This is a genomic window from Rhizobium moroccans (genome assembly GCF_057559155.1).
Window position 1 is genome coordinate 37,236 of sequence record NZ_JBHFJG010000008.1, and the last position, 26,499, is coordinate 63,734.

Consider the following 26,499-nt stretch of genomic DNA (forward strand, 5'->3'; position numbering starts at 1 on the left):
AAGAAACATGAACCAGCCCAATCTCAAATTCTCGCTCGGCGAATATGCCGCGCGGCTGGAAAAGACACGGCGCGCCATGGAGGAGAAGGGGGTCGACCTCTTGATCGTCAGCGATCCCTCCAACATGGCCTGGCTGACGGGCTATGACGGCTGGTCCTTCTATGTGCACCAGGCGGTCATCGTGCCGCCGTCCGGCGAACCGATCTGGTTCGGCCGCGGTCAGGATGCCAACGGCGCCAAGCTCACCGCCTATCTGAAGCACGAGAACATCATCGGCTATCCCGATCACTACGTGCAATCGACCGAGCGTCATCCGATGGATTACCTGTCGGCTAAGCTTGCCGAACGTGGCCTCGACAAGCTGACGATCGGCGTGGAGATGGACAATTACTGGTTCTCAGCGGCCGCCTTTGCTTCGCTGCAGAAGCATCTTCCGAATGCGCGTTTCGCCGATGCGACAGCCCTCGTGAACTGGCAGCGCGCAGTGAAAAGCGAGACCGAGATCAAGTATATGCGCAATGCCGCCCGCATTGTGGAGGCCATGCATCAGCGCATCTTCGACAAGATCGAGGTGGGCATGCGTAAATGCGACCTGGTCGCGGAAATTTACGATGCCGGTACGCGCGGCGTCGACGGTATCGGCGGCGATTATCCAGCGATCGTGCCGCTTTTGCCGTCGGGCGTGGAAGCCTCCGCGCCGCATCTGACCTGGGACGACCGGCCGATGCTAAGAGACGAGGGTACGTTCTTCGAAATCGCCGGCTGCTATAACCGCTATCACGTGCCGCTGTCGCGAACCGTCTTCCTCGGCAAGCCGACGCAAGCCTTCCTGGACGCGGAAAAGGCGACGCTCGAGGGCATGGAGGCCGGTCTCGCAGTCGCAAAGCCCGGCAATACCTGTGAGGACATCGCCAATGCCTTCTTCGGCGTGCTGAAGAAATACGGGATCGTCAAGGACAACCGCACCGGCTATCCGATCGGGCTTTCCTATCCGCCGGATTGGGGCGAGCGGACCATGAGCCTGCGGCCGGGCGACCGCACGGAACTGAAGCCCGGCATGACCTTCCATTTCATGACCGGTCTATGGCTAGAAGACATGGGCTTCGAGACCACCGAAAGCATTCTCGTCACCGATACCGGCGTCGAATGCCTGGCAAACGTGCCGCGCAGGCTGATGGTCAAGGATTGAGATAATGAGCAACTTGGCTTTGCGGCCGTCACCGATCAGCCCTACGGTGGATCTGGATGCCGAAGGCGTACAGCACGGTTTCTTGCGGCTGCCCTACAGCCGCGATGATTCCGCATGGGGATCGGTGATGATCCCCATTACGGTTATCCGCAACGGCGACGGGCCAACGGCGCTCCTGACCGGCGGCAATCACGGCGACGAATACGAAGGGCCGATCGCGCTCTTCGATCTCGCCCGCAGCCTTGAGGCAGAGGATGTCAGCGGCACGGTGATCATCGTGCCGGCGATGAATTATCCCGCCTTCCTGGCCGGCACCCGGACCTCGCCGATAGACAAGGGCAACCTGAACCGCAGCTTTCCGGGTCGTCCGGACGGGACGGTGACGCAGAAGATCGCCGATTACTTCCAACGCGAACTGCTGCCCCGCGCCGATATCGTGCTGGATTTCCATTCCGGCGGCAAGACGCTGGACTTCCTGCCTTTCTGCGCCGCACATGTCTTGCCGGACAAGGAACAGGAAGCCCGTGCCTTCGAACTGGTGAAGGCGTTCTCGGCGCCATATTCGATGAAGATGCTCGAGATCGATGCGGTCGGCATGTACGACACCGCCGCCGAGGAGATGGGAAAGGTCTTCATCACCACCGAGCTCGGCGGCGGAGGAACTGCCACGGCGAAAAGCGCCGGGATTGCCAAGCGCGGCGTCATGAACACGCTGCGCCGTGCGGGTATCGTCGCAGGGAGCCCCGAGAGCAGTTCCACGACCTGGCTCGACATGCCGGATGGCGATTGCTTTTCCTTTGCGCAGGAGAACGGCTTGATCGAACCCGTCTTCGATCTCGGCGACCAGATAACCAGGAACGCCGTTGTCGCACGCATTTATCCGACAGGACGAACGGGTGCGGCTCCGCATGAAATCCGCGCCAAGATGGACGGCATTCTCTGCGCCCGGCATTTCCCAGGCCTCGTGAAAGCTGGGGATTGTGTATCGGTGATCGCCGTCGTCGTTGGCTGAAACAGCGCTCTCTAGAAGCCTAAAGCATTGCGCAATGCCATGCCTTCCTGCAGGCGAAGGTCGAGATCGGCTTCGATATGATCGATGTGGTGAAGCATGAGCTGGCTCGTGCGCGCCGCATCGCGCTTCTCCAACGCTTCGACAATAGCGGCGTGCTCGCCGTGGCCGCAGCTCGAGATGCCGGAACGCCCATAGATGGCGATCACCAGCGAGGATCTGGCGACCAGTTCGTCCATGAAACGCTCGAGGATCGTATTTCCGGAAAGTCTGGCCAGCATCAGGTGAAACTCGCCGGATGCCTTGATCTCGGCACGCCGCGCCGCAGGGCCACGCTCGTTCATATAGCGCGCCTCTTCATCCAGCAGCCGGCGGAACTGCTCGATATCCTCGGCGGTGATGCGTTCCACCGCCGCGGCGATGATGCCGGGCTCGATAAGACGCCGTGAGGCGAAGATCTGACGGGCCTCTTCCGGAGACGGGTTCGAGACGAAGGCGCCGCGGTTCCTCTCGATCGTCACCAAGCCCTCGAAGGCGAGTATCTGAAGTGCTGCGCGGGCGACCGTTCGGCTGACGTCGAACAGGGAGCCGACCTCGGCTTCCGAAAGCTTGGTGCCTGGTGCAAGCCGCCTGTCGATGATCGCGTCGCGCAGGGCTTCCCGGATCGCGGCCGAGCGGTCCTCGGGCGCTGCTTCGGTGAGAACGATTTTTTCGCCGATATTCATGTTCAGGTCCGCTGTCTCAGCGTTTGTATCGCGGCCCCGCGGCAAAACCAAGCGGCTTTTGTCAGCGATACAGAAGAAGATTGCATACAATTTTTGCAGTAGATCGAAGACAGCCGCTTGTTTTTTGCGCATTGCGCAAGCCATCGAAACCGCCGCCGTCCCGTCGCTCCCGGAAGTATACGCTTCTTCAAGGACTTGATGGATTTGGCATGCTCCATGCATCGCGGTAGCCGACGCAAAGGAGCGTGCGGATGAGTAAAGCAGCCGAAATCGATATCGCCTCTGTCTCAAAAATCTATGGTTCCACGACGGCCGTGCAGTCCATAAGCCTGAAGATTCCGGCAGGCAGTTATTGCTGCCTGCTCGGGCCCTCCGGCTGCGGAAAGACCTCGACGCTGCGCATGATTGCCGGCCACGAAACGATATCGAGCGGCGATATACGGCTCGGAAATACCGTGGTAACCGATTTGCCGCCGGCGCGCCGCGGCACGGCCATGATGTTCCAGTCCTATGCCCTGTTTCCCCATCTCGATCTGGTCGACAATGTCGCCTTCAGCCTCAAGATGAAGGGTGTCGATAGGGATCAGCGCCGCGCAAAGGCGCTCGATATGCTGCGCCTGATGCAGCTTGAAGCCTATGCGACCCGCCGCCCGGCCCAGCTTTCCGGAGGCCAGCAACAGCGTGTGGCGCTCGCCCGTGCGCTCATCACCGACCCAGAGGCGCTGTTGCTCGATGAGCCGCTTTCGGCGCTCGATCCCTTTCTCAAAATCCGCATGCGGGCAGAACTCAAGAAGCTCCAGACCTCGCTTGGCATCACTTTCGTGCATGTGACGCACAGCCAGGAAGAAGCCATGGCGCTTGCCGATCTTATCGTGGTGATGAACGACGGCCGCATCGAGCAGGCCGCCCACCCGCGCATAGTGTTCGAACGCCCAGCGACACCTTTCGTGGCCCGCTTCATGGGTGACCACAACGTGATCTCCGGCCGGGTGATCGAACACAAGGCCGAGCGTCTTCTTCTCGGTGTTCCTGGGGGCGGAGAATTCCTTGCTGATGGGGGGGCGCAGACCCTTCGCGATGCCGCAGATATCGCCATTCGCACCGATCGTGTCCGGATCGGCCAGCCGGCGGAGCTGGGCCTCGGTTTCACTGGATCGGTCACCAACATCGAATATCGCGGCTCCTCGGTGAAACTGTCGGTAAACGGCGACGGCATCGAGGATTTCACCGCCATCTTGGGTGACACGGAATATTTCGCCCACCCCGTGAAGGTCGGCGAAGCGATCCCGCTCGCCTGGGAGCGCCAGGACGCCATCGTTCTCGGCAGCCCGAAACGTCACTGATATCGAAACAAAAACCCAACAGAGGAGAACAGCAATGATCGATACTCAAAAGAAGAAGGCCAAAGGAATCTCCCGCCGATCGCTCCTGAAGACGGCGTCTGCGGCGGCAGGTCTGGCTGCCGGCTCCGGCGCGATCACCGGATTTCCCACCATCTGGGCTCAGAACCCGATCACCTTGCGCCAGTTCGGCACCGGCGTCTCGAACCTGAATGCGATCGCACAAAAGTGCAAGGAAGACCTCGGAATCACGCTTGAGATGACGGCCACGGATTCCGACGCCGCCGCGCAAAGGGCCGTCACGCAGCCGAATTCCTACGATGTCGCCGACGTCGAATACTGGATTGCCAAGAAAGTCTATCCGGCAGGCGTCCTGCAGCCGATGGACGTGAAGAAGCTGAAATATTTCGACAAGATCGTGCCGCTCTTCGTCAACGGTAAGCTGACGCCCGAAAGCGTCGTCGCCCAGGGCACCGCGCCTCACACCGTAGGCTTTGTCGAAAGCCAGGAGGCAAAGACATTCGCCACGGAACCGACCGAGTGGATGACGATGGTGCCGACCATCTACAATGCCGATACGCTCGGCATCCGCCCGGATCTTGTCGGTCGCGAGATCACCACCTGGGCGGACCTCATGGATCCGGCCTACAAGGGCAAGACCTCGATCCTCAACATCCCTTCGATCGGCATCATGGATGCTGCCATGATCATGGAGGCGATGGGCGAGCTCAAATATGCCGACAAAGGCAACATGACCACCGAGGAGATCGACAAGACGATCGACTTCCTCATCAAGGCCAAGCAGGACGGCCAATTCCGCGCCTTCTGGAAATCGTTCGACGAGAGCGTCAATCTGATGGCTTCCGGGGAAGTGGTCATACAATCCATGTGGTCGCCCGCTGTCGCGGCCGTCCGCTCCAAGGGCATTCCCTGCGTCTATCAGCCGCTCAAGGAAGGCTACCGCGCCTGGGGCGGCGGGCTGGGACTTGCCGCGCATCTCAAGGGTGCGCAGCTCGACGCGGCCTATGAATATATCAATTGGTACCTCTCCGGCTGGGTCGGAGCCTATCTGAATCGACAGGGCTATTATTCGGCGGCGATGGAAACCGCAAAGCAACATATGAGCGCCGACGAATGGGGCTTCTGGGTCGAAGGCAAGCCTGCCCAGGGCGATATTCTCGGCCCCGACGGCAAAGTCATGGAAAAGGCAGGCGCAGTGCGCGATGGCGGCTCCTTTGAGGAGCGCATGGGCAAGGTCGCCTGCTGGAATTCGGTCATGGACGAGGACCGCTACATGGTCCGCCGCTGGAACGAATTCATCGCGGCTTGAGGCATTCGCCAACCTGTTCCCTCCCCGCCAAGCGGGGAGGGAAGCTTGGCACGCCCTGCTACCCTTCCAAAGAAGAAGATGAAATGGCGACGATGACCTCCTCGGAAACGGAAAAGATCGAAAGCACGGGAGCCAAAAGCCTCCGTTTGCCGTCGGGATTGATCTCTTATCTTCAGGCAGCGCCGCTTGCAGCCATTCTCGGCGCCTTCCTGCTCGTGCCCATCCTGATGATCGCGGTCGTCAGTTTCTGGGACTACGATTTCGCCCGGATGTACCCGGATTTCGTGACCTTCAACTATGCCGAGACGCTCGGCTCCTGGGTCACGTGGAAAATCTATCTCAACACGCTGAAATTCGCCCTGCTCGTCTGGGCGATCACGTTGTTCGTCGGCTTCTGGGTCGCCTATTTCCTCGCCTTCCATATCCGCACTTCTGCCATGCAGATGGTGCTTTTCCTCGTCTGCACCGTACCTTTCCTGACCTCCAACATCATCCGCATGATTTCCTGGATTCCGGTTCTCGGACGCAATGGTCTGGTCAACACGACGCTCATCGACGCGGGGATCATTCCGCAGCCGATCGAATGGCTTCTCTATTCCGATTTCGCGGTGGTGCTGGCCATGGTGCATCTCTACGCGCTGTTCATGGTGACGCCGATCTTCAACACGCTGATGCGTATCGATCACTCCCTGATAGAGGCGGCGCGCGATGCCGGCGCCAGCGGCTGGCAGGTTCTCGTCAACATCATCATTCCGCTTGCCAAACCCGGCATGGCGATCGGCACGATCTTCGTCGTGACGCTGGTGATGGCCGATTTCTCCACCGTGCAAGTCATGTCGGGCGGGCAGAGCGCCTCCATCGCGCTGATGATGAGGAACCAGATGTCGCTACTCCAATACCCGGCGGCTGCGGCCAATGCCGTGGTGCTTCTCGTCCTCGTTCTTTTGATGGTCGCGGGCATCCTGCGCATCGTCGACATCCGCAAGGAGCTTTGATCCATGTATCGTGAGAAACGCTCCAGGGAGTTCTATATCCTCGCCATCTTCTTTTCCGTTTTCGTGCTTTTTCTCTATGGGCCTCTGTCGGCGATCCTCATCCTCTCCTTCCAGGGGCCGAATGGCGGATTGACCTTTCCATTGAACGGCACGTCGCTGCATTGGTTCGCCAACCTGCTCGAAACCCAGGCGGTCGGCGATTTCGGAGGCTCCTTCCGCCGTTCGCTGGCGCTCGGCCTGATGGTAATGGCCGTCACGGTGATCGTGTCGCTGCTCGCGGGCCTCGCCTTCCGCCGCCGTTTCATCGGCTCGACCGCGCTCTTCTACCTGGCGGTTGCTAGCCTCGTCGTGCCGTCGATCATCATTTCGCTCGGCATCGGCGTGCTCTTCCAGCAGTTCGGCCTCCAGCCCTCCTGGTACACGTCCGCCTTCGGCGCGCATCTCACCTGGACGCTGCCTTTCGGCGTGCTCATCATGTTTGCCGTCTTCAACCGTTTTTCGCCCGCCTACGAGGAAGCTGCGCGCGATCTCGGCGCCACCTCCTGGCAGACCTTCCGCCATGTCGTATTGCCGATGATCGCGCCGAGCCTCATCGGCGTCGGACTGTTCGGCTTCACGCTTTCCTATGACGAGTTTGCCCGAACGTTGATGACGGCCGGCACCTTCAATACGCTGCCGCTCGAAATCTACGGCATGACCACCAATGTGACGACACCGGTGCTCTACGCGCTGGGTACGGTGACGACGCTCTTTTCCTTGCTTGTCATCGCCGGCACGCTGGGGTTCATCGTTCATCTTAACCGGCGCCGGACTAGGGCCTAAGACCGATGCGTATCCTCGTCGTCAATCCGAATACCACCGCCAGCATGACGGCCAAGATCGCGGAGTCCGCCCGCCAGGTCGCCAATGCCGGGACGGACATTCTGGCCGTAACCTCGTCCATGGGGCCTGCTTCGATCGAAGGCTATTACGACGAAGCCCTGGCATTGCCGGGCCTTCTGCTGGAAATCGCCAGGGGCGAGCGGGAGGGCGCCGATGCCGCGGTCATCGCCTGCTTCGACGATACGGGCCTCGATGCCGCCCGCGCGCTGGCGAATATTCCGGTGGTCGGCATATGCGAGGCCGCGCTTGCCGCAACCGCCTTCATTGCGCAACGTTTTACCGTGGTGACGACAATGGAGCGCTCCCGCCTGCCGGTCGAGGCGCTGGTGCACCGCTATGGCATGTCCTCCCGAGCAAAGGTACGCGCCGCCGATATTCCGGTGCTTTCGCTGGAAGATCCCAATTCCAATGCTCGCGTCCGCCTGTGCGGAGAAATCGCAGCAGCGCTGGAGGAGGATAAGGCCGAGGCGATCGTACTCGGCTGCGCCGGCATGGCCGATCTCGCCATCGCGCTCAGGGCGGAGTTCGGGGTGCCGGTCGTTGATGGCGTGGCCGCCGCCGTCAAGCAGGTCGAGGGGTTGGTGGCTCTTGGCCTTTCCACGGCGAAAGGCGGCGCCTATGCTTCACCCCTCCCGAAATCCTACAAGGGCATGCTCGAGGATTTCGAGCCCCGGAAACTCGGCCGATCATGACGACTGCTCCAACCACTCGATCGCTCACCCTTTTTGAAACGGAAACATTGATGGATTGGGCGCGCATCGAAGGCTGGAACCCCGGTCTTGCCGACGCCTCCGCTTTCCACGCGGCCGATCCCCAAGGCTTTATCGGCTGTTTCGTGGATGACGAGATGGCGGCAGGCATATCAGCCGTGAGATATGGCGACGACTTCGGTTTCATCGGGCTCTACATCGCCCATCCAGGCTATCGCGGCAAAGGCTATGGCCGAAGGGTTTGGGATGCCGCGATGGCACATCTTGAAGGCCGGACGGTCGGCCTCGACGGCGTTCCCGAACAGCAGGCCAACTATCGGGGCATGGGGTTCGAGCCGCATTACGAGACCTTTCGCTGGAGCGGCAGCATACCGGGAGCGGCGTGCAGGGATGTGGCCGCGGCCTCGCCGGATATGAGAAAAAGCATTGTCAGCTATGATCGGCACTTCTTTCCCGCTGAAAGAAGCGGCTTTCTTGCGCAATGGTTGACGCCGCCGAGACTTGCCATGGTGATGGTCCGCGACGGTGTCGTACATGGCTATGCCGTCTGCCGAAAATGCCATGACGGCTTCAAGATCGGCCCGCTATTTGCGGACACCGCGGCCGATGCGGAGTGTCTGCTGAAAGCCTGTGCGGCGCAGACCGCAGGCCGAACCATTCATATCGACGTGCCGGTCTTACAGGCAGAGCTCGCCGGGATCTTGGAAGCCAACGGCTTTTCAAAGGGGTTCGCAACCGCTCGCATGTATCGTGGCCCGGCGCCGCCGGTGCGGATGTTAGGCGTTTTTGCGGTCTCCACTCTGGAGCTCGGCTGATTGCGAGCGGCCGGATGCTATGTGCCGCATCCGCGAGATCACTGTCACGACGCCTTCATATCGCTCTTCTACGGAATAGCTGCGGTAGCGTGGTTGTATTCCCGGGTCGTCGAACTGTTTGAACCCCACTAAAGATGCAGAAAGCAAGCCTCCGTCACGCCTATGGAAAAGCACGCGAGCCGCCATAGATTCCGGTTTACAGGGATGGGTTTTGTTCTAAGCTCACCGCAACTATTGCTCGCGAGGGAGATGCAGCCATGAGCGATGTCGTTGGGAAGACACCGATGCAATATCTTGAAAAGGCGATGGGATCGCTTCGCGATTTGGGCTTGGTCCCGGAGCGGAACGGAGAGGCGCCAATCGTCGGCTTGCTGGAGAAGATCAGCGATCTGGAACCCGACAAGGTCGCTGTGATTACCCGCACGCTCGACCAGATGAGCTTCTTCAACGAGGTGGTGCGCGAGCAGATCTCGCAGATGTCGATCGGCGAGCGCTACGAGAAGATCACCAAGGGCTTCAATTCCATCCGTGACGATGCAAAGCGCATGGTCGACCAGATCTCCGATGGCAAGCTCGATATTTTCGAGCGTTCCACCAATGTCTGGATGAAGATTTCCCGCGGCGATGTCGCTGCGCGGTTCGATGAGATCAAGGACACCTATCTCGAGGTCGCCAAGGATACCAAGGAAAATATCGAGCGCGAGCATGTGATCCTGGAAGCCTATCGCGACTTCCGGGGCGCGTTGAAGCAGGCGGAGGTCTCCGCGCTCGAGGTTCTCAAGACTGCCGAAGCCAAGCTCGAGGACGCCAAGGGTGTCTTGACGAAAGCCTCCGATGAGGTGGCAGGCTTCACCGCCAACGATCCCGCCGGCCGCGCCAAGCTCGAGCTTGCGCGTGACGAAAAGCTGCGGGTGATGCAGAACGAGGAAGGCCGCTATCAGATCGCCAAGGATTTGGCCGACAATCTGACGATCGGCTACAATACTTCCGAGGTCATCATGGCCAGACTGATGCAGACGACCAATGCCAAGGAGCGGGTCTATCAGCAGTCGGTGTCTTTCTTCTCGACCAATGAATCCGTTCTGACCGCGCTTAAAGCGTCCTTCACGGGCCTCTTCGGCCTGCATGAATCCACTCAGACCCTCAACGAGATGAAGGAGGGGGTCTCCAAATCGATCGAGGTTCTCGCCGAGATCGGCGGCAAGGTGCAGGAAGAAGCGATCAAGGCGGGCTACGGTCCCACGATCCGCGCCGATGCGGTCAAGAAACTCGTTGATTCCGTGGTCAACTTCCAGGAACATTCGACTGAGATCATCGCGGAAATGCGCAAGCTGGCGACGCAGAATTCAAACGAAATTCGCGATGCCGTGGAGGACGGCAAGCGGCGCATTGCGCGGCTTGCGGAAAGGGGCAATGCGCTGCTGATCGATGGCTAACGTCCAATCCGCCGAACCGCCGCCCAGCATTCCCGGCGGCCAAGCTCCGGCGCCGAAACTCGATGACCTGATGCTGGCGATGGATGTCGTCGATACGCTCCGTCACCAGGAGGGTCTTGTCGCCAAGGAACTGGCCCAGGAAGAGCGCGATGACGAGCTGAAAAAACGGCTTCGCCAAATCTATGAGGGACAGGGGCTGGAGGTCACCGACCGCATCCTCGACGAAGGTATCAAGGCACTGAAGGAAAGCCGGTTCGTTTACGAGCCGCCGCCGCCGAGCTTTGGCCGTACCCTCGCAAATCTTTGGGTGCGCAGGCACACTGTGGGCAAGGTCGCGGCTTTCGTACTGTTGCTTGCGATCGCCGGGGTGGGCTGGCAGGCCTGGAACTGGCGTGCGGAACGCCAAGCCGCCGACGCCACGCGGATCGAACTGACGGAGACCTTGCCGCAGGCACTCGCCACCGCGGCGGAGGGGGCTTCGAGAGAGGCTCAGGAACCGCAGGCCCGGGAGATGATCGACCGGCTTAGGGGTGATGGTCAGGCTGCGATCGCTGCCGGCGATGCCGCGGCTGCCCGTGCGGCAATTTCCGGATTGGGTCAGCTTCGCGAGCGGCTTTTGCGCGAATATACATTGCGCATCGTCTCCCGGCCGGGGGCGGATACGGGCGTCTACCGCATTCCGGACGTCAACCAGGCGAGCCGCAACTACTATCTGATCGTAGAGGCGGTCACTCCCGACGGACAGACCTTGAGCCTGCCCGTCGCAAGCGAGGAAACCGGCCGCACCGAGAATGTAACGCAATGGGGCATCAGAGTACCCCAGGCGGTCTTTGACGCCGTGCGCCGGGACAAGATGGATGATGGCATCGTCCAGAACAGCAGACTTGGAGAAAAACGACGCGGCATGCTCGATCCCGGCTATCTGATGCAGGTCTCGGGCGGCGCGATCACGAAATGGTAGGGCAGATGATCTCGGGACGTGAAACATTGTCCTCCATAGAGCGCGCTATTCTCGGGGTTCGCTCGCAAGAGGATCAGCTGGTCGCAACGCTTCGCTCCGCGGAGGAGGAGGCCGCGCGGCTGCGGACGCTGAAGGCGGATAATTTCAAGGCGCTTGCCGAAATCCGCCTGGAGTCGCTGGCGCGCGACCAGGTTGTGCAAGACCTGAACGCCGCGGAACAGAGGGCCCTGGAACTCATCGCCCGCCGGCGCAACAGGCTTGCGGAGTTCGCCGATCGGCGCGCCAAGGCGACGGTCGCCGCAACGGTGGCAGAAGCGGACCGTGCTGAAAAGGCCAGGGTCGTGGAGGCGGTCGGCGACCGGATCGATCAACTCACAGCCAAGGTGGAAGCCGCCATAAAGGCCGATCCTGCCTGGATCGCTCAGCAGCAAAGGGTGGCGGAAGCGCAGGTAAAGGCCCAGGCAGCCGCCGACAAGGCCGTCCAGTCCGAGGCGGATCGGGAAAGCAAGGGCAATCCTTATCAGAAGGACCCGCTGTTCATGTATTTGTGGCGCGCCGGCTACGGAACGTCCGAGTACCGCGCAGGCTCCATTACCCGGTATTTCGATGGCAAGATTGCACGCCTGCTCGGCTATCAAAACGCCCGGGCCAATTATCACATGCTCAACGAGATACCCCTGCGTCTGCGAGAGCATGCCGATCGCGTCGCGGAAATGGTTGACGCGGAAATTTCCAAGCGAAGTGCCATCGAGCGCCGGGCGCTCGAGAACGACGGCATCGTGAAGCTGGAAGAGGAACTCGAGGCCGCGGAAAAGGCGCTGGACGAGGTCGAGACGGCACTTGAAAAGGCAAGATCCGACCTTGCAGCCTTGGACGAGGAGCAGGCGGGCGAGACCGAAGCGGCGGGCGATGCCGATTACCGGCAGGCCGTGCAGATACTGGCCGAAAGGCTGAGCAGAGAGGATCTCCGCGTCCTCTATGCGGAAGCAACCAGGACGCCGACCCCGGCAGACGAGCAGATCGTGCAGCAGCTTGGCAAAATCGACGAGGCGATCGCTCGTGCGGACGCTGAGGTCCAGGATGTCCGCAGAACTACGGCCGAACTCGGTAGGAAACGGATAGAGCTCGAGCGCGCACGTGGCCACTTCCGCCAGCGAGGATATGGCGATCCCCTGGGTGAGTTCACGAATGAGGACATGATCGGCACCGTCATCGGCGGCATCCTCAAAGGAGCCCTTTCATCCCGCAATCTAGAAGACGTTTTGAACGAGGGCTTCCGCCGGCGAATGCCCCGGTCTCCCGGCGGCTTCGGCGGCGGCTTGCGGCTGCCCAGAGGCGGCAGTTGGGGCGGCGGTATGGGCATGCCGCCAATCCGCCCTCCCTCGGGAGGAGGCGGCTTCCGGACCGGCGGCCGCTTCTGAGCCGCTTGCGGAGCGAGTCTTCAGGCTCCCTGTTCGCTCAGCTTTTTGTCGAGCATCTCGAAATAGCCGACCAGGCGCTGCATGGCCTCGGGCGTCAATGCGACGATCTGCCGACGTCCGTCGGCCGGGTCGTTCACGCGCCGGACAAGCCCGGCCTGCTCCAGCTCCAGCAATCGCCTTGAGGCCGTCGATATCGGCACGCCGGACGCCATGTACAGATTGGTGAGATATATGACATCGTTCTGCAGTTGATACTCTAGGAGATAGAGCAGCATCTGCCAGACGGGATCGGCGAAGAGTTCATCGTTGAACATTTTCTCGCGCAGCTGCCGGGTACGGATCAACGTGAGCAGGCGCTGCGTATCGGTCTTTGCATCGGGCGGGTTTTCTGTCCGCGCTGCCGATGCGGCAGATCCCTTCGTGTCGGTCCCCTGGAGCAATGTGCCAAGCCGTCGGACTTCCTCGCTCAGCTTGTCGAGCGAATAGGGCCAATCGTCCCGACCCAACCGCCTGCGGCGCTGCGCATTGGAACGCATGATGGCGCGTCCGACTGCTTCCAGCAGCTCGTCGCGGCGAATTGGCTTATGCAGGAAATCGACGGCATCGAGCCTGAGTGCCTCAACGGCTATGTCGAGCGTGGCATGTCCCGTTACGAACAGCACCTGTAGCCAGTCACGATCGGCAAAGCGGCTACGGATCGCCTGCAGCAGCGATATGCCGTCCATCTCGGGCATCCGGATGTCGCTGACGACGACGGCAATCGCGGCATTGTTTTCAAGCTGCCGAAGCGCTTCCGATGCGTTGGGCGCGAGCAGACATTTATGCCCCGCATCCGTCAATATCGAGGAGGTGATTTCAAGCAAGGGTTCCTCGTCGTCGACGAGGAGGATCTGGGTATCGAGCTGCTTTTCGGCAAATTCCATCAGTGCCGCCTTTCCGCTGTCATCTCGGTTGTCCTTTCTTCCTCCGGCTTTTCGGCCTTGGGAAAGAACAGAAGGAATTCGGCGCCCTCGGCGCCATTGCGTACTTCCAATCGCCCGCCGAGGCTCCTGGCCATCCCGTAGCTCAGGGCAAGTCCGAGGCCGGTGCCCTTGCCGACAGGCTTGGTTGTGAAGAACGGTTCGAACACGCGGTGGATCGCATCGGTTGGAATGCCCCCGCCACTGTCGCGAACGCCGAGGCAAGCGAAGCCATCATCTGTCTTGCTGAGATCGATCGCGATCCAGTCCTGTATGTCTTTTCTGTGTGGGTGCTTTTCGAGGATGGCATCTCTCGCATTGAGCAACAGGTTGATCAGGATCTGCTCCAGAGCCGTTATCTCTGCCGTTATCCAGATCGTGCCGGCTTGATAGTTTTTGCGAAGCGCGATGCCTGCGTTTTCGATCTGCCGGCCGGCGATGGTAAGCGCACCCTCGATCCCCTCCACGGGGTCGAGCGGATAGGTGCTGCCGTCGCTGCGACGCCCATAGATGCGCATGTGGTCGATCACCCTCGACGCGCGTTCGGCCTGAGCCGTCATGGCGTCAAGATGTTTCCTGAGAAAGGCCGCATCCGCATTTTTCTGCAGCAGCCGTGCCTGGATATGATCCAGCGTCAGGACGATGGCGCCAAGCGGTTGATTGATCTCATGGGCAAGCCCCGTTGCCATTTCTCCGAGAGTTATGAGCTTGCCGGACTGGTAGATGGCAAGCTCGGCCTCCCGCCGTTCGGTGTTGTCGAAGCCGATCGCAACGAGGTTGCGCACGGAGCCCGCCGAATCCCGGATGGCGGTGACGGTCCATGAAAGTTCGCGCATCCGGCCGTGCTGGTCCATGGTCCGGACGCCCGTTTCCAACGGCAGATGCTCGATGATTTCATCGACGCCCCTATTCAAAGCCGTTGCGAGCCGAAACTGGCCGCTCTCACCAGTTTCAACGCGGCCGAACAATTCCTGGAGTGCAGGGTTGACCACGATGGGCTTTCCGGCGGCATCGGTTACCGCCACCAACGCGCCGCCGGTATTAAGAATTGCCTCGAGAAACACGCGCTCCTGCTGCTCACGCTCCATTTCGATACGATTGTGAATGAGGAATTTCTGATTGCGGATATACTTGCCGAGCATCACGCCGAGGGCGACAAGGGCGCCGCCGAGAGCCGTAAGCGCGCTGGCAACGATGAGGGCCGGGCCGCGCCACGCTTCATAGACGGCCTCGACCGGCGTCCCGACATAGGCCAGCAGAGGCGCGGCGGTGGGCTTGCTGTATGCGAAGATCTGCCGAATGCCAGTGAGTGGTGAGTTGGCGATGCGGATATCGCCCCCCGAGACGTCATGAAGAAGAGGCTTGATATTGCTTCCGATGACGCTTTGGTTGTTGGAAATGCGGATGATGCCGTCTTCACCGACCAGGCCGATCACCCTTCCGTCTTCCTGCGGCAGGTTCACATAGAAGTTGTAGAGGGACGCCTTGTCGATCTCGATAAGCACATAGCCGGCGAAATTGCCGTCCAGATCATTGATTCGCTGGGCAAAATCCATCGCCCACGTCCATTGGCTTTCTGCGATGCCGGAGGAAATTCTATACGATGGGCTGAGATGCCGTGGCAGTCCGGGCTGAATGCTCAATGCCCGATAGGTAGCTGTTTGAGAGAGGTCCTCACCGACGGGATGAGCCGGGTTGCTGGTGGCAAAGACCCTGCCGCTGGCGTCGACGAGGACGATCGCCTTTGCGGCGGGTTCGGCGGCGGCCCGTCGGTTCAGGACCTCAGAGAAGAGGTCTGGAGGAACGATCGGATCTGATCTGTCTTCGATAACGGCCTTGGCCAGGGCCTCGAGCTTAACGAAAGTGAGCGTTGTTTGCTCGGCCAACGCACCAGCGAGATTGAGATTGTTCTTTGCAGCGGTTTCGAAACTATTATTGTAGTCGCGCCAGCTCATGAAAACCGCGAGCGCGACGGCGATGAGGAGGACGACGCTTGCACCCGTCCAATAGGCAGTCAGCGCCCAGCGGGCAGTCTGATTAAACGCCTTCATTCTTCCTCGATCAGGGGCGCTGCGTCGCCCGTGGAAGCGGTAGCCACAACTCCGAATTGATAGAATACAGGGGGTCCTTTGCCAACAAAAATCGCATTGTCACTGGAAGCCTGTTTGCAGGGACCGTCGGTCCCCGGGCGCCGATCCGTTTGTTTGTTCCGATGACATCAAATCATGGCGGTCGCCAGAACTTTCGGTTCCGATCCGGTGCCAAATAGTTTCATTTCCCAATATTCGGCCGCCGACATTCCTCAGGCCATGCGCGCCCGAAGAAGCTGCTTCAATCGATCAACCTCGCGAGCTTCAAGATTGGGAGGTCCCGTCAGCGAAATCCAGCAGTCAATATAATGCTCGGGCGCATAGACATGCCCGAAACCGAGCGGCGACGAGGTGGCGATCGCCATGTCGAACAGGAGCTGCAGCATGGTCACGATCGGTAACCACTGCAGATCGCGCGAGACATCGGGCCCGCGCGGCTCGCGCATCCAGGCCGGCTCCTTGAACGCGGAAGCCGGCTCGAAGAAAACGATCGGGTCGCTCGCATATTGCAGATAGATGAACCTGATCGGCCCCCATTCGGCATCCGCTTCCGCCAGGTGGTTCGACTGATTGGTGAAGCGAATGGTCGAACCATCCCGAAAGCGGGGCAGCCATGCGGGCGAGGCAGGATTTCTTTGTGCCGTTACCGAGCGCCATCTTGCGCTCCTAAAAGGAGGCCCGGCCCATAACGCTCCCTGGAATGGGTCGGCCACGACGTCGTAAATGTCGGTGGCGAGTTGTGAGTTGAATGCACCGAGACTCAAGCCGTAAAGATAAAGCTGCGGACGGCTCTGCCTCGGCAGGGTCTTCCAGAAGCTGTAGATCTCCTTGAAAAGCGCTTGCGCCGACTCCTGCCCGTCATCCGGCTCGACGAGAAGAGAAAGCCAACTCGTCAGGTAGGAATATTGCAGCGCGACGCTCGCCACGTCTCCCCGGTGCAGGTATTCGAGCGAATCCATTGCGGCGGGATCAATCCATCCCGTTCCGGTCGGCGCGATGACCACCAGTATCCGCCGCTCGAACCCGCCCTGTCGCCGGAGTTCTGCCAGGGCAAGCCGCGCCCGCGCTTCCGCGGTATCGGCATTGTTCAATCCCACATAGACGCGGATCGGCTGAAGGGCGGCTTCGCGCCAGAAGTTGCCGATTTCCGGGGCGCCTGGACCGGCGGATACATAATGCCTTCCCTGCCGCCCAAGTCCTTCCCAGGAGATCAGCGAGGACGCGCTTCCTGTCGTGTCGGATCCTGGTTGCAGGGTACCCTCGTCGATGAGCGCATCGAGCCGCTGGAACGAAGCGTCGGCGGCATCGAGCGCCAGGCGCAAAAGCACGCCCTGGCCGAGAGACCAGAAGATGGCGAAGGCGATCAAGATGCCCAGGAGCAGCGAAACTCGCCGGGGAACATACCGCTTGAGCAGGGCGGAGAGCCGGATGCACAGCCACTGGAATATCCGCCCCAGGATAAGCGCAGCAAGGAAGGTGACTGAGGCGACGGCGGCCAGCCGGAACGGATCGGCACTGTCGAGCGGCGGCATTGCCCAGAGCGTTCGGATCGAATTCTGCCAGCCGACCGCGTGCCAGAGAAACCAGATGCAGAGCAGCAATCCCGCCGCGGCCACGAGGCCCTTCAGCCGCTGCTCGCGGTCTTCCGGATAGGGGAGCTCAAGGTAGCGCCATAGCCAGAAGAGGCCGACACCAATCATGTATCCGGTTGCCGCGCATACGCCCGAAAGCGCGCCTTGGACCAGATAGGACCGCGGCATGAGGCTCGGGGTAAGCGACATTGCGAAGAAGATCAGCCCGACGAGCATCCCGGTGGCGGAGAGGGAACGAAACATCGTGATGAAGGGACGCAGCATGTCAGTCTCTCATTGGATAGTCCGATGGTACTGGCGAAGGATGACGGCAACAGGCCCGAGCTTTTTACGCGGCACCGAATGCCTATGTCGAGACGGCGCGGACCGAAGCGTTGTCTCACCTTCAAGGAGGCTTCGGAAAATGTGCAGATGAAGCCTTCCATCGAGGCGAGGTGAGCCTCGTGCGACCACCCACGACTGGACCGGAAGCTCGGAAATCTCGGCGGTTCGGGCATGTGGAACCAGCCGTTGGAGAGCGGCCGCGATAACAAAATTTGATTTTTTTATGGACATTCAAAGATCGTTCCCATAAATAAGGGCAACCTTTCGCTGCGGGGATCGTCGCTTCCAAAGCAACAATCAAGCATCCTCGCCTATCATAATCGCTGTCTCTCGCGATAGAATTTTCGTATGTAGAGGCAAGCGAAATTCTGTGCTGGCGGAAATAAATTCCGCTGAAAAATGCTGGATACAATACTTGATGAGCGTAGAGATTTACTTTCTGCGCCGTTGAGTTTTGACGAGAAGGAGAGTGCCTCCGCTGTCGAGCCGGGGCCTGTAGTTTTATGGTTTTTGCAACTGAAAATGACGCATCGGTGGAACCGAGTTCGACCAAGATCAGTATCAAGAACGTCTACAAGGTTTTTGGTGAGCGGCCGGAAAAGGCGCTTGATCTTCTTAGGCGGGGCAAGACCAAATCGGAGATTCTCGCAACAACGGGCTGTTCGATCGGTGTCAATGATGCGAGCTTCGATATCAAGGCGGGCGAGATCTTCGTCATCATGGGACTTTCCGGTTCCGGAAAATCCACGTTGCTGCGCCTCCTCAACCGCCTGATCGAGCCGACGTCCGGAAACATCGAGATCGATGGCCGGGATATCACCAATATGTCCCGCCGCGAGCTGATCGACGTCAGGCGTCGCGATATCAGCATGGTCTTCCAGTCCTTTGCGCTGCTGCCGAACCGCACCGTGCTCAACAACGCCGCCTTCGGGCTGGAGGTTGCAGGCGTCGGTGAGGCCGAGCGAAAAGAGAAGGCGAATGCCGCATTGGACGCCGTCGGGCTCGCCGGCTACGCAGATAGCCGCCCGGACCAGCTCTCAGGCGGCATGAAGCAGCGTGTGGGCCTTGCCCGTGCGCTTGCCAGCGAGCCGACCATTCTCCTGATGGACGAGGCGTTTTCGGCTCTCGACCCGCTGATCCGCGCGGAAATGCAGGACGAGCTCGTTCGCCTTCAGGCCGAACACAGCCGCACGATCGTCTTCGTCAGCCACGATCTCGATGAGGCGATGCGGATCGGCGACCGCATCTGCATCATGCAGAACGGCAATGTGGTTCAGGTGGGCACGCCCGACGAGATCGTGCTCAATCCGGCCAATGACTATGTCCGCTCCTTCTTCCGCAATGTCGATGTCAGCCAGGTCTTCAAGGCCGGTGACATTGCCCGCAAGACGCAGGTGACCATTATCGAACGGCAGGGTGTCTCGGCCGCTGCGGCCTTGGAGCGAATGAAGAATTTCGATCGCGAGTTCGCCATCATCGTCGGTCGTGACAAGACCTATCATGGCGTGGTGAGCCAGAGCTCGTTGATCGAGAAGGTCCGCGGCGGCGCCGCCGATCCCTACCGTAGCGCCTTCCTGCCCGAAGCCGCGCCGGTTTTCGCCAGCGAGCCGCTGTCGAACGTGCTGGGCAAGGTTGCCGCCAGCGCCTGGCCGGTGCCCGTGGTGGATGACGATAACCGCTATATCGGTTCGATCAGCAAATCGGCCCTTCTCGAGACGCTCGACCGCGCCGGCTGAACACCAGCAGAACGGAAAGACACATGAACTTCGATCTCGGTGACGGCATCGATGCCGCCGTCAATTACATTCTCGACAATTTCGCGCCGGTCCTCGATTTCATCGCGGCCGCGATCGGTCTGGTCACCGGCGGCATCCAGGATGCGCTGCTCGCTATTCCAATGCCCGTAGGGATTGCCATTTTCGTAGCACTGGCACTGTGGCGCGTGAGCTTCGGCTTCGGTGTCTTCACGGCCGCCTCCCTCTGGCTCGTCGACCACATGCAGCTCTGGTCGCCGATGATGGAGACCCTGTCGCTGGTCATTGCCTCGACATTGATCGCCATGCTGATCGGCCTGCCGCTTGGGATCGCAATGGCGCGCGGCGACCGCTTTGCGGCCGTGACGAGGCCGGTGCTGGACCTGATGCAGACCATGCCGGCCTTCGTCTATCTCATTCCGGCCGCCATGTTCTTCGGTCTTGGCGCTGTGCCCGGGACGATCGCGACGGTCATCTTCTCCATGCCGCCGGTCGTCCGGCTGACCAATCTAGGCATTCGCCAGGTGCATGCGGAGTTCATCGAGGCCGGCAATGCCTTCGGCTGCACGTCCTCGCAATTGCTGTTCAAGGTGCAACTCCCGAATGCCATGCCCTCCATCATGGCGGGCATCAACCAGACCATCATGCTGGCGCTCTCGATGGTGGTGATCGCCTCCATGATCGGGGCGGGCGGCATCGGCAATACGGTGCTCACCGGCATCCAGCGTCTCGATGTCGGAACCGGTTTCGAAGGCGGCATCGCCGTCGTCATCCTTGCCGTGATCCTCGACCGGATCACCCAAAGCCTCGGAAAGCAGAGTGCCGGCATCTGGCGCGTGCTTTTCCGGAATACGGCGCAGCAGAAGGTGGCGGAAGCTCCCGCCTGATCCGCAGCGCTCGTTAATGGCGGCTTGCCGCCGCATGCGAACCTTCAAAAAAGGAGCAGATATGTTCAAGACACTCGTTACAATGAGCCTCGCTGCCGTTCTCTTCGGCAGCGCGACCACCGGGGCGATGGCGCAGGACGCCAAGCCGGTGAAGATCGGCTGGGCTGCCTGGTCGGACGCCGAATTCGTCACCAAGCTCGCGGCAAAGCTCATCAAGGACGAGCTCGGTCAAGAGGTCGAACTGGTCCAGACGGATGTGGCGCCGCTCTATCAGGGCGTCAGTCGCGGCGATCTCGATGCCATGATGATGGCCTGGCTTCCGCAGACGCATGCCGATTATTTCGCCAAGGTGAAGGACAAGGTCGAGACGCTCGGCACCGTCTATGACGGAGCAAAGCTCGGCTGGGTCGTCCCGAAATACGTTCCAGAGGATGCGATCGCTTCCATCGAGGATCTCAAGAAGGACGACGTCAAGGAACAGCTCGGAAACCAGGTGCTCGGGATCGACCCCGGTGCCGGCCTGACGCGTCTTTCCGAACAGGCAATCAAGGACTACGGTCTCGACGATTACAAGCTGCAGATTTCCAGCGAGGCTGGCATGCTGACCTCCGTCGATCGCGCCATGCGGTCGGAGAAATGGTTCGTCGCGACCTCATGGAGCCCGCATTGGATGTTCGGCAAGTATGAGCTTCGCTATATCGAGGATCCGAATAAATCCCTCGGCGAAGCCGAGCATGTCGACATCCTCGCTCGCCAGGGCTTCAAGGAGGACAATCCCAAGGTCGCCGAGTTCCTTTCCCGGATGAAGCTGCCGATCTCGGATCTGGAGGCGGCGATGTTCAATGCGCAGGAAACCTCCTACGACGCAGCTGTCGAGAAATACATCACCGACCACCCGGACCAGGTGAAAGCCTGGCTCGGTGGAAACGAAGGCTAGGCCTCGTTGACGGCTCCGCGGAAACCATCCGCGGAGCCGCTTTCTCAGCTCAATCCGGTGGAGCGCTTCAGCATGTATGATGGACAACAGGTTTCGGCATCCGCCGAAGACGATACGATCGGTGGCCGCATTTCGCTTGCGCGCGATGCGTTGAATGTCTCCGTCGAAGAGATTTCCGCGATTATCGGCGTCACGCCGGAAACCTGGCAGGACTGGGAAAACGATCGCGCCGCGCCGCGCGCTAACCGGCTGGACAAGATTGCCGGCGTCTTACAGGTAAGCCTTGCCTGGCTCTTGAGCGGCAGGGGCATCGGACCGTCATGGGATGGTTTCGAAGATAAGGCCCGGTTTGTGGTCAATAGCTCCAGCCGGTTCCACTAGAGGGCAGATTGCCGGCTCAATCGGAAATGAATTCGGGGATTTCCGAGCGCGCGATCTCGCGCAGGCGGATCGCCTCGCGCTCCTCGATCCATCGGTAGGGCCAGCGAAGCCGCGTCCCGACGGGCCCCCAGCCGCCGATCCCGCAGAGCAGCTTGTCGAGGGCAGCATTGGAAAAGCCGTGATCGCGGCGGAACGGGACGATGTGATTGTCCATGAAGGCGCAGATGCGTCCTTCCATTTCCAGAGCCTTATCGAGATCGGTCCGCATGAGTTCCGTCCAGTTCTGCGCCCCGCGCGGACTGAGACACGCCACGTTGGAAAAGGCGCCGGCTGCAATCCCATGCTTGATACCCGTGGCCAGGTGATGGCCAGGTACGAAGAGCGCGAATTCCGACAGATGCGAACGAGCCTCCTCATACCAGCGCTCGTCGCCATCGGCGAGCTTGATGCCGACGACAGAAGGGCAGGGGCCGCAGACCTCGGCAAGCTCCTTCGGTGAAAGCACCCGCTTTGCATGGGGCGGATTGTAGAGGATCAGTGGAATTCCGTCGGCACCCTCTGCGATGCGCTTCAGGAAATCGATCGCCTCGGGATCGGAAAGCGGCCACCAGTCCGGCAGAATAACCTGGATTGCCATAGGCTTGAGTGATACCATCCGGCGCACGCGGCCGAGCATGATGGTGGCGTCCGGCTGGCAGGCGCCGATCACGAAGGGCATGCCGGAACTTCTGCATCGTTCGGCCAGGATTTCCTGGATGCGGCCGAATTCCGCCTCTGTCTGGTTATGGAATTCGCCCGCCGTCCCGTTCGAATAGATGCCGTCGACGCCGGCCTTGATCAGGAGGTCGATTTCTTCTGCCAGTTTTCCAAAATCGATGCTGCCGTCCGCCACAATCGGAAGAAGAAGGCTTGCCCAATTGCCGGCAATCGGATGCCGGCGTGCTCTTGCTGTCACTATCCTTTTCCCTTCAATCTAGATCGTCACGGATGCAGGCCTTGAAATGCCCCGGCGCGGTTTGCCTGAGCTCGGGCACCGCCTCGCCGCAGGCGGGAAGCGCATGGGGACAGCGGGTGCGGAAGACGCAGCCGCTCGGCGGATTGGCGGGGCTTGGAATATCGCCCTTCAGGATCTGGCGGTCGCGCCGGACATCCGGATCGGGCGAAGGGATCGCCGAAAGCAGCGCGCGGGTATAGGGGTGCTGCGGTCTGGCATAGAGATCGGCGCTCGAGGCGATCTCCATGACGCGCCCGAGATAGAGCACGATCACCCGGTCGCAGATATATTCGACGACCGCGAGATCATGGCTGATGAACAGCATGGTGAGGCCGAGGCGTTGCTGCAGGTCGCGCAGCAGATTGATGACCTGGGCCTGGATCGAAACGTCGAGCGCCGAGACGGGCTCGTCGGCCACGATGAATTCCGGACCAAGCGTCAGCGCACGGGCGATGCCGATCCGCTGACGCTGGCCGCCGGAGAATTCATGGGCGTAGCGGTTGATCGCATCCGCCGGCAGGTCCACCCGTTCGAGCGCCTGGCGAGCGCGCTCCAGCCGCTCCTTGCGCGTGCCGATGTTCTGTATCTTCAGCCCCTCCGTCAAAATCTCCCCGATCGTCATGCGCGGCGAGAGGCTCGCGAACGGATCCTGGAAAATGTATTGCATCCGCGGTCGGGTCCGCCGCATTGCCGATCCCGAAAGCGCGGTGATCTCTGTCCCGTCGAAACGGATGCTGCCAGCGGAAGGTTCTATAAGACGCAGGATCGAGCGGCCGATCGTGGTCTTGCCGCTGCCGGATTCTCCGACGAGCCCCACGACCTCGCCCTTGCCGATATCGAACGAGATGCCCTGCAGGATGGTGAGCTTTGTGCCACGCGAAGTATAGTGTTTTTCAAGATCGCGGACGGAGAGGAGTGGTTCGCTCATTTAAATCTCCTGCCAGCGGATACAGCGGCTCTCGTGCCGGGCATTGACCTTCGCCAACGGGGGGACGGCGGCGCGGCAGGCATCGATCGCGAACCGACAGCGAGGAGAGAAGGCGCAGCCCTTCGGCATGGTCATCAGGCTCGGCACGACGCCTGGAATGGCGGCGAGCTTTTCGCCGGCCTGTTTCATGCGGGTCGCATCGCCGAGCTTCGGCATGGAGGCGAGGAGGCCCATCGTATAGGGATGCCTTGGATTGCGGAACACCTCTTTCACGGGCCCCGTCTCGACGATCCTGCCAGCATACATGACCGCTACCCGATGGGCGATTTCCGCGACCACGCCGAGGTTATGCGTGACGAACAGCATGGCCATGCCGCGCTCGCGCTGGAGGTTCTGCAACAGGTCGAGGATTTGCGCCTGGATGGTCACGTCGAGCGCGGTCGTCGGTTCATCCGCGATCAGCAGCGTCGGATCGCAGGAAAGGGCCATGGCGATGGTGGCGCGCTGGCGCATGCCGCCTGAAAGTTCGTGAGGATATTGGCCGGCGCGACGCTTGGCATCCGGAATGCCGACGCTTTCCAGAAGGCCGATCGCCGCATCCATCGCAGTCTTCCGGTTCGCCCGGCGATGGATGCGGATGGGCTCGGCTATCTGATCGCCGATCGTATAGACCGGGTTGAGGCTCGACATCGGTTCCTGGAAGACCATGCCGATGTCGTTGCCGCGGATTTCCCGCATCCTGCCGTCGTCGAGCTCGACCAGATTGATGACGGCGCCGTCCTTGCGCCTCAGAGAGATGCTGCCCGCGGCGATCGCGCCGACATTGCGGGTGAGCAGGCGCATGACCGAAAGACTGGTCACCGACTTTCCGGAGCCGGATTCACCCACAAGCGCCAGCGTCTCGCCGGCGGCGACGGCGAGATCGACATCGTTGACCGCCGTCACCTCGCCGGAGCGGATACGGAAGACGGTCCGCAGTCCCTTGATATCCAGTATGGTTTCGGCTGCCGGTTGCATCATGCTCATCAGGACAGGAGGCCCGTTGCTCGAAGGATCTCATTGATCCTTGCCGTTTCGGCTTCGTTGAGCGCAGCGCGCGGGCGGGGCATCACGGCGGTATCGATGATGCCGAGGCTCTTCATGGCCGCCTTGAATGCGCCGATGCCTGACGCGCCTCCGCTGACGCGCCCTTGCGCCACCCAGACGATCTCGAAGAGGCGGCAAAGCCGCTCCTGCTCTTTGCGAGCTGCTCCCCAGTCGCCGCTTTGGGCGGCGTTCCAGAGGCGCACATAGCCATGCGGATCGACATTCGCGACGCCGGGAACGACGCCGTGAGCACCCATGAGCAGCGCGTTGTCGACGACGATTTCCGATCCGGTCATCAGGAAGACGTCCTTTTTGTCGGCCAGATCGAGCAGCGCATAGCGGAAATTGCCGTCGTCTCCGCTGGAGTCCTTGAGGCCGATGATCGTTCCCTCTCGGGCAAGGGTGACTGTCGTCTGGCGCTGCAACTTCACATGCACGCAGACCGGGATGTCGTAAGCAATCAGCGGTATGTCGACGGCGTCGCGAATGTAACGGAAGTGGTCGACGATCTCGGATTGGCTCGTGACGGTGTAGAACGGCGCCGTCACCACGACAGCGTCGGCGCCCGCAGCCTTTGCCACTTTGGCGTGATGGATGACGCGGTCGGTGGTCGGGTCGATCACGCCGACGATCAGTGGCACGCGGCCATTGATGACCTTGGCTGAATGCTCGATGATTTCCTGTCTGGTCCTGTCGTCATGGAAGATCACCTCGCTCGTCGAGCCGAGCACGAAAAGGCCATGGCAGCCAGCTTCGATCAAGTGCTCCAGAACCCTCGTATAGGAGGGATAGTCGACCGTGAAATTCTGGTTGAGCGGCGTTACGACGGGAGGAACAACACCTTTGAATTTGGTCATTTTGCTTTCTTTCGATTGTCAGTGGAGTTCGGCGCGGGGATCGAAGGCGTCTCTCAGCCCGTCGCCGATGAAATTGATGGCAAGAACGGCGGTGACGAGCGCCCCGCCGGGAAACAGCCACTGCCAGGGATATTGCTCGAGCACGGCCGTGGAGCGGGCCGCGTTCAGCATGTTTCCCCAGCTTGCAGCCGGCGGAGCGATCCCAAGACCGAGGAAGGAGAGGCCGGCCTCGAGCAGGATGGCATTGGCGATCTGCAGAGTCGCGAAGACGACGAGGATGTCGATCGAGTTCGGCAAGCCGTGGCGGAAGAGGAGATGCGGGAGACCGGCACCCATGCCCCTTGCCGCCATCACGAAATCACGCTCGCGAAGTTCGAGGAGCCGCGAGCGTATCATTCGCGCCAATAGGGGCCAGGAAAGCAGCGAAATCACCAGGATCGTCGGCCAGATGCCGGTGCCGGCTATGGAGGCGAGAACCAGCAGGAAGATGACGGGCGGCAGCGTCATCACCAAGTCGACGAAGCGCATGGTTGTGGCGTCAACCCATCGGCCGGCAAGAGCGGAGATCGCGCCCACGAGAAAACCGATGACGGCAGCGATCGCCGTGGAGCCGATCGCCACAAGCAGCGATATGCGGCCGCCTTCGAGAACACGGGCAAAGACGTCGCGGCCAACGCCATCGGTGCCGAACCAGTGCTTGGCCGTCGGGCCGCTGTTCATGGCGAGAAGATCGATATCATTCGGCCTGAAGCTCCACCACAACGGATAGGAGAGGATCAGCACGAGTATTGGTACGATCAGGCAGACGCCGAAGATCGCGACGCGGTTGGTCACGAAGCGGTCGAGGGCACGGGCGATCGGGCCGGGGCTGCGGGTGGGAGTGCGAGCGAGCATGGA

At 60.8% G+C, this 26,499-nt stretch carries 24 protein-coding genes; 15 read left to right on the top strand and 9 right to left on the bottom strand.

Annotated features, from left to right (window positions below; all coding sequences use genetic code 11):
- Positions 1-7: 7 nt before the first annotated feature.
- Both doeA and doeB read left to right on the top strand, forming a co-directional pair.
- Positions 8-1,189 carry an ectoine hydrolase DoeA gene (gene doeA, locus ACE04I_RS05790; protein WP_487206735.1) on the top strand — a complete coding sequence of 394 codons (1,182 nt, stop codon included), beginning with the start codon at positions 8-10 and terminating at the stop codon, positions 1,187-1,189.
- Between the two features lie 4 nt (positions 1,190-1,193).
- Complete coding sequence (doeB, locus tag ACE04I_RS05795; RefSeq protein WP_487206736.1) at positions 1,194-2,201, top strand: N(2)-acetyl-L-2,4-diaminobutanoate deacetylase DoeB; 1,008 nt, start codon at positions 1,194-1,196, stop codon at positions 2,199-2,201.
- An 11-nt stretch (positions 2,202-2,212) separates the two neighbouring features.
- On the opposite strand, the gene ACE04I_RS05800 is transcribed toward doeB, so the two are convergent.
- Positions 2,213-2,923 (bottom strand): GntR family transcriptional regulator, encoded by a 711-nt coding sequence (locus tag ACE04I_RS05800; protein ID WP_046793691.1) that lies wholly within the window; start codon positions 2,921-2,923, stop codon positions 2,213-2,215.
- Positions 2,924-3,174: 251 nt separating this feature from the next.
- On the opposite strand from ACE04I_RS05800, the gene ACE04I_RS05805 reads away from it, so the two are divergent.
- From ACE04I_RS05805 to ACE04I_RS05845, 9 genes are all read left to right on the top strand, one after another.
- Positions 3,175-4,266: an ABC transporter ATP-binding protein gene (locus ACE04I_RS05805; RefSeq protein WP_487206737.1), complete on the top strand. Its 1,092-nt coding sequence runs from the start codon at positions 3,175-3,177 to the stop codon at positions 4,264-4,266.
- A 34-nt stretch (positions 4,267-4,300) separates the two neighbouring features.
- Positions 4,301-5,593, top strand: a complete 1,293-nt coding sequence (locus ACE04I_RS05810) for an ABC transporter substrate-binding protein (protein ID WP_046793260.1) — start codon at positions 4,301-4,303, stop codon at positions 5,591-5,593.
- A gap of 83 nt (positions 5,594-5,676) precedes the next feature.
- The gene (locus ACE04I_RS05815) at positions 5,677-6,588 is read left to right on the top strand and encodes an ABC transporter permease (protein WP_046793261.1); all 912 of its coding nucleotides are present in this window, start codon (positions 5,677-5,679) and stop codon (positions 6,586-6,588) included.
- Between the two features lie 3 nt (positions 6,589-6,591).
- Positions 6,592-7,410, top strand: a complete 819-nt coding sequence (locus ACE04I_RS05820) for an ABC transporter permease (protein WP_046793262.1) — start codon at positions 6,592-6,594, stop codon at positions 7,408-7,410.
- A gap of 5 nt (positions 7,411-7,415) precedes the next feature.
- Positions 7,416-8,162 (top strand): aspartate/glutamate racemase family protein, encoded by a 747-nt coding sequence (locus ACE04I_RS05825; protein WP_046793263.1) that lies wholly within the window; start codon positions 7,416-7,418, stop codon positions 8,160-8,162.
- The gene (locus ACE04I_RS05830; protein ID WP_487206738.1) at positions 8,159-8,995 is read left to right on the top strand and encodes a GNAT family N-acetyltransferase; all 837 of its coding nucleotides are present in this window, start codon (positions 8,159-8,161) and stop codon (positions 8,993-8,995) included. Before ACE04I_RS05825 ends, ACE04I_RS05830 begins: the two co-directional genes overlap by 4 nt.
- A 257-nt stretch (positions 8,996-9,252) precedes the next feature.
- Positions 9,253-10,431, top strand: a complete 1,179-nt coding sequence (locus tag ACE04I_RS05835) for a hypothetical protein (protein ID WP_046793265.1) — start codon at positions 9,253-9,255, stop codon at positions 10,429-10,431.
- The gene (locus tag ACE04I_RS05840) at positions 10,424-11,392 is read left to right on the top strand and encodes a DUF6384 family protein (RefSeq protein WP_046793266.1); all 969 of its coding nucleotides are present in this window, start codon (positions 10,424-10,426) and stop codon (positions 11,390-11,392) included. The genes ACE04I_RS05835 and ACE04I_RS05840 overlap by 8 nt, the downstream gene beginning before the upstream one ends.
- Positions 11,393-11,397: 5 nt before the next feature.
- Entirely contained in the window at positions 11,398-12,813 is a 1,416-nt protein-coding gene (locus tag ACE04I_RS05845; RefSeq protein ID WP_046793267.1) for a coiled-coil domain-containing protein, read from the top strand.
- A gap of 20 nt (positions 12,814-12,833) precedes the next feature.
- On the opposite strand, the gene ACE04I_RS05850 is transcribed toward ACE04I_RS05845, so the two are convergent.
- The 3 genes from ACE04I_RS05850 to ACE04I_RS05860 form a co-directional block, all read right to left on the bottom strand.
- Positions 12,834-13,736 (bottom strand): response regulator, encoded by a 903-nt coding sequence (locus ACE04I_RS05850; protein WP_487206739.1) that lies wholly within the window; start codon positions 13,734-13,736, stop codon positions 12,834-12,836.
- A complete protein-coding gene (locus tag ACE04I_RS05855) occupies positions 13,736-15,823 on the bottom strand; it encodes an ATP-binding protein (protein ID WP_487206740.1) in 2,088 nt (695 codons plus the stop codon). Before ACE04I_RS05855 ends, ACE04I_RS05850 begins: the two co-directional genes overlap by 1 nt.
- Positions 15,824-16,074: 251 nt before the next feature.
- Positions 16,075-17,718 carry an alpha/beta hydrolase gene (locus ACE04I_RS05860; protein WP_046793269.1) on the bottom strand — a complete coding sequence of 548 codons (1,644 nt, stop codon included), beginning with the start codon at positions 17,716-17,718 and terminating at the stop codon, positions 16,075-16,077.
- A gap of 563 nt (positions 17,719-18,281) precedes the next feature.
- Between ACE04I_RS05860 and proV the strand changes: the two genes are divergently transcribed.
- The 4 genes from proV (at position 18,282) to ACE04I_RS05880 (ending at position 21,737) form a co-directional block, all read left to right on the top strand.
- Positions 18,282-19,514 carry a glycine betaine/L-proline ABC transporter ATP-binding protein ProV gene (gene proV / locus ACE04I_RS05865; RefSeq protein ID WP_046793270.1) on the top strand — a complete coding sequence of 411 codons (1,233 nt, stop codon included), beginning with the start codon at positions 18,282-18,284 and terminating at the stop codon, positions 19,512-19,514.
- Between the two features lie 23 nt (positions 19,515-19,537).
- On the top strand, positions 19,538-20,419 hold the full coding sequence (locus ACE04I_RS05870; protein ID WP_046793271.1) for an ABC transporter permease: 882 nt from the start codon (positions 19,538-19,540) through the stop codon (positions 20,417-20,419).
- Between the two features lie 61 nt (positions 20,420-20,480).
- Positions 20,481-21,356, top strand: coding sequence for a glycine betaine ABC transporter substrate-binding protein (locus ACE04I_RS05875; RefSeq protein WP_046793272.1), 876 nt, complete (start codon positions 20,481-20,483; stop codon positions 21,354-21,356).
- A gap of 72 nt (positions 21,357-21,428) precedes the next feature.
- Positions 21,429-21,737, top strand: coding sequence for a helix-turn-helix domain-containing protein (locus ACE04I_RS05880; protein ID WP_487206741.1), 309 nt, complete (start codon positions 21,429-21,431; stop codon positions 21,735-21,737).
- Positions 21,738-21,753: 16 nt separating this feature from the next.
- Here the strand turns inward: ACE04I_RS05880 and ACE04I_RS05885 are convergent, their stop codons facing one another.
- From ACE04I_RS05885 to ACE04I_RS05905, 5 genes are read right to left on the bottom strand one after another with little or no spacing between them, the layout of a single operon-like run.
- On the bottom strand, positions 21,754-22,692 hold the full coding sequence (locus tag ACE04I_RS05885) for a dihydrodipicolinate synthase family protein (RefSeq protein WP_046793273.1): 939 nt from the start codon (positions 22,690-22,692) through the stop codon (positions 21,754-21,756).
- A gap of 13 nt (positions 22,693-22,705) precedes the next feature.
- The gene (locus ACE04I_RS05890; RefSeq protein ID WP_046793274.1) at positions 22,706-23,659 is read right to left on the bottom strand and encodes an ABC transporter ATP-binding protein; all 954 of its coding nucleotides are present in this window, start codon (positions 23,657-23,659) and stop codon (positions 22,706-22,708) included.
- A complete protein-coding gene (locus tag ACE04I_RS05895) occupies positions 23,660-24,676 on the bottom strand; it encodes an ABC transporter ATP-binding protein (RefSeq protein WP_046793694.1) in 1,017 nt (338 codons plus the stop codon).
- 8 nt (positions 24,677-24,684) lie between these two features.
- Positions 24,685-25,602 carry a dihydrodipicolinate synthase family protein gene (locus ACE04I_RS05900; protein WP_046793275.1) on the bottom strand — a complete coding sequence of 306 codons (918 nt, stop codon included), beginning with the start codon at positions 25,600-25,602 and terminating at the stop codon, positions 24,685-24,687.
- Positions 25,603-25,620: 18 nt separating this feature from the next.
- The gene (locus tag ACE04I_RS05905) at positions 25,621-26,496 is read right to left on the bottom strand and encodes an ABC transporter permease (protein ID WP_046793276.1); all 876 of its coding nucleotides are present in this window, start codon (positions 26,494-26,496) and stop codon (positions 25,621-25,623) included.
- Between the last annotated feature and the right edge of the window lie 3 nt (positions 26,497-26,499).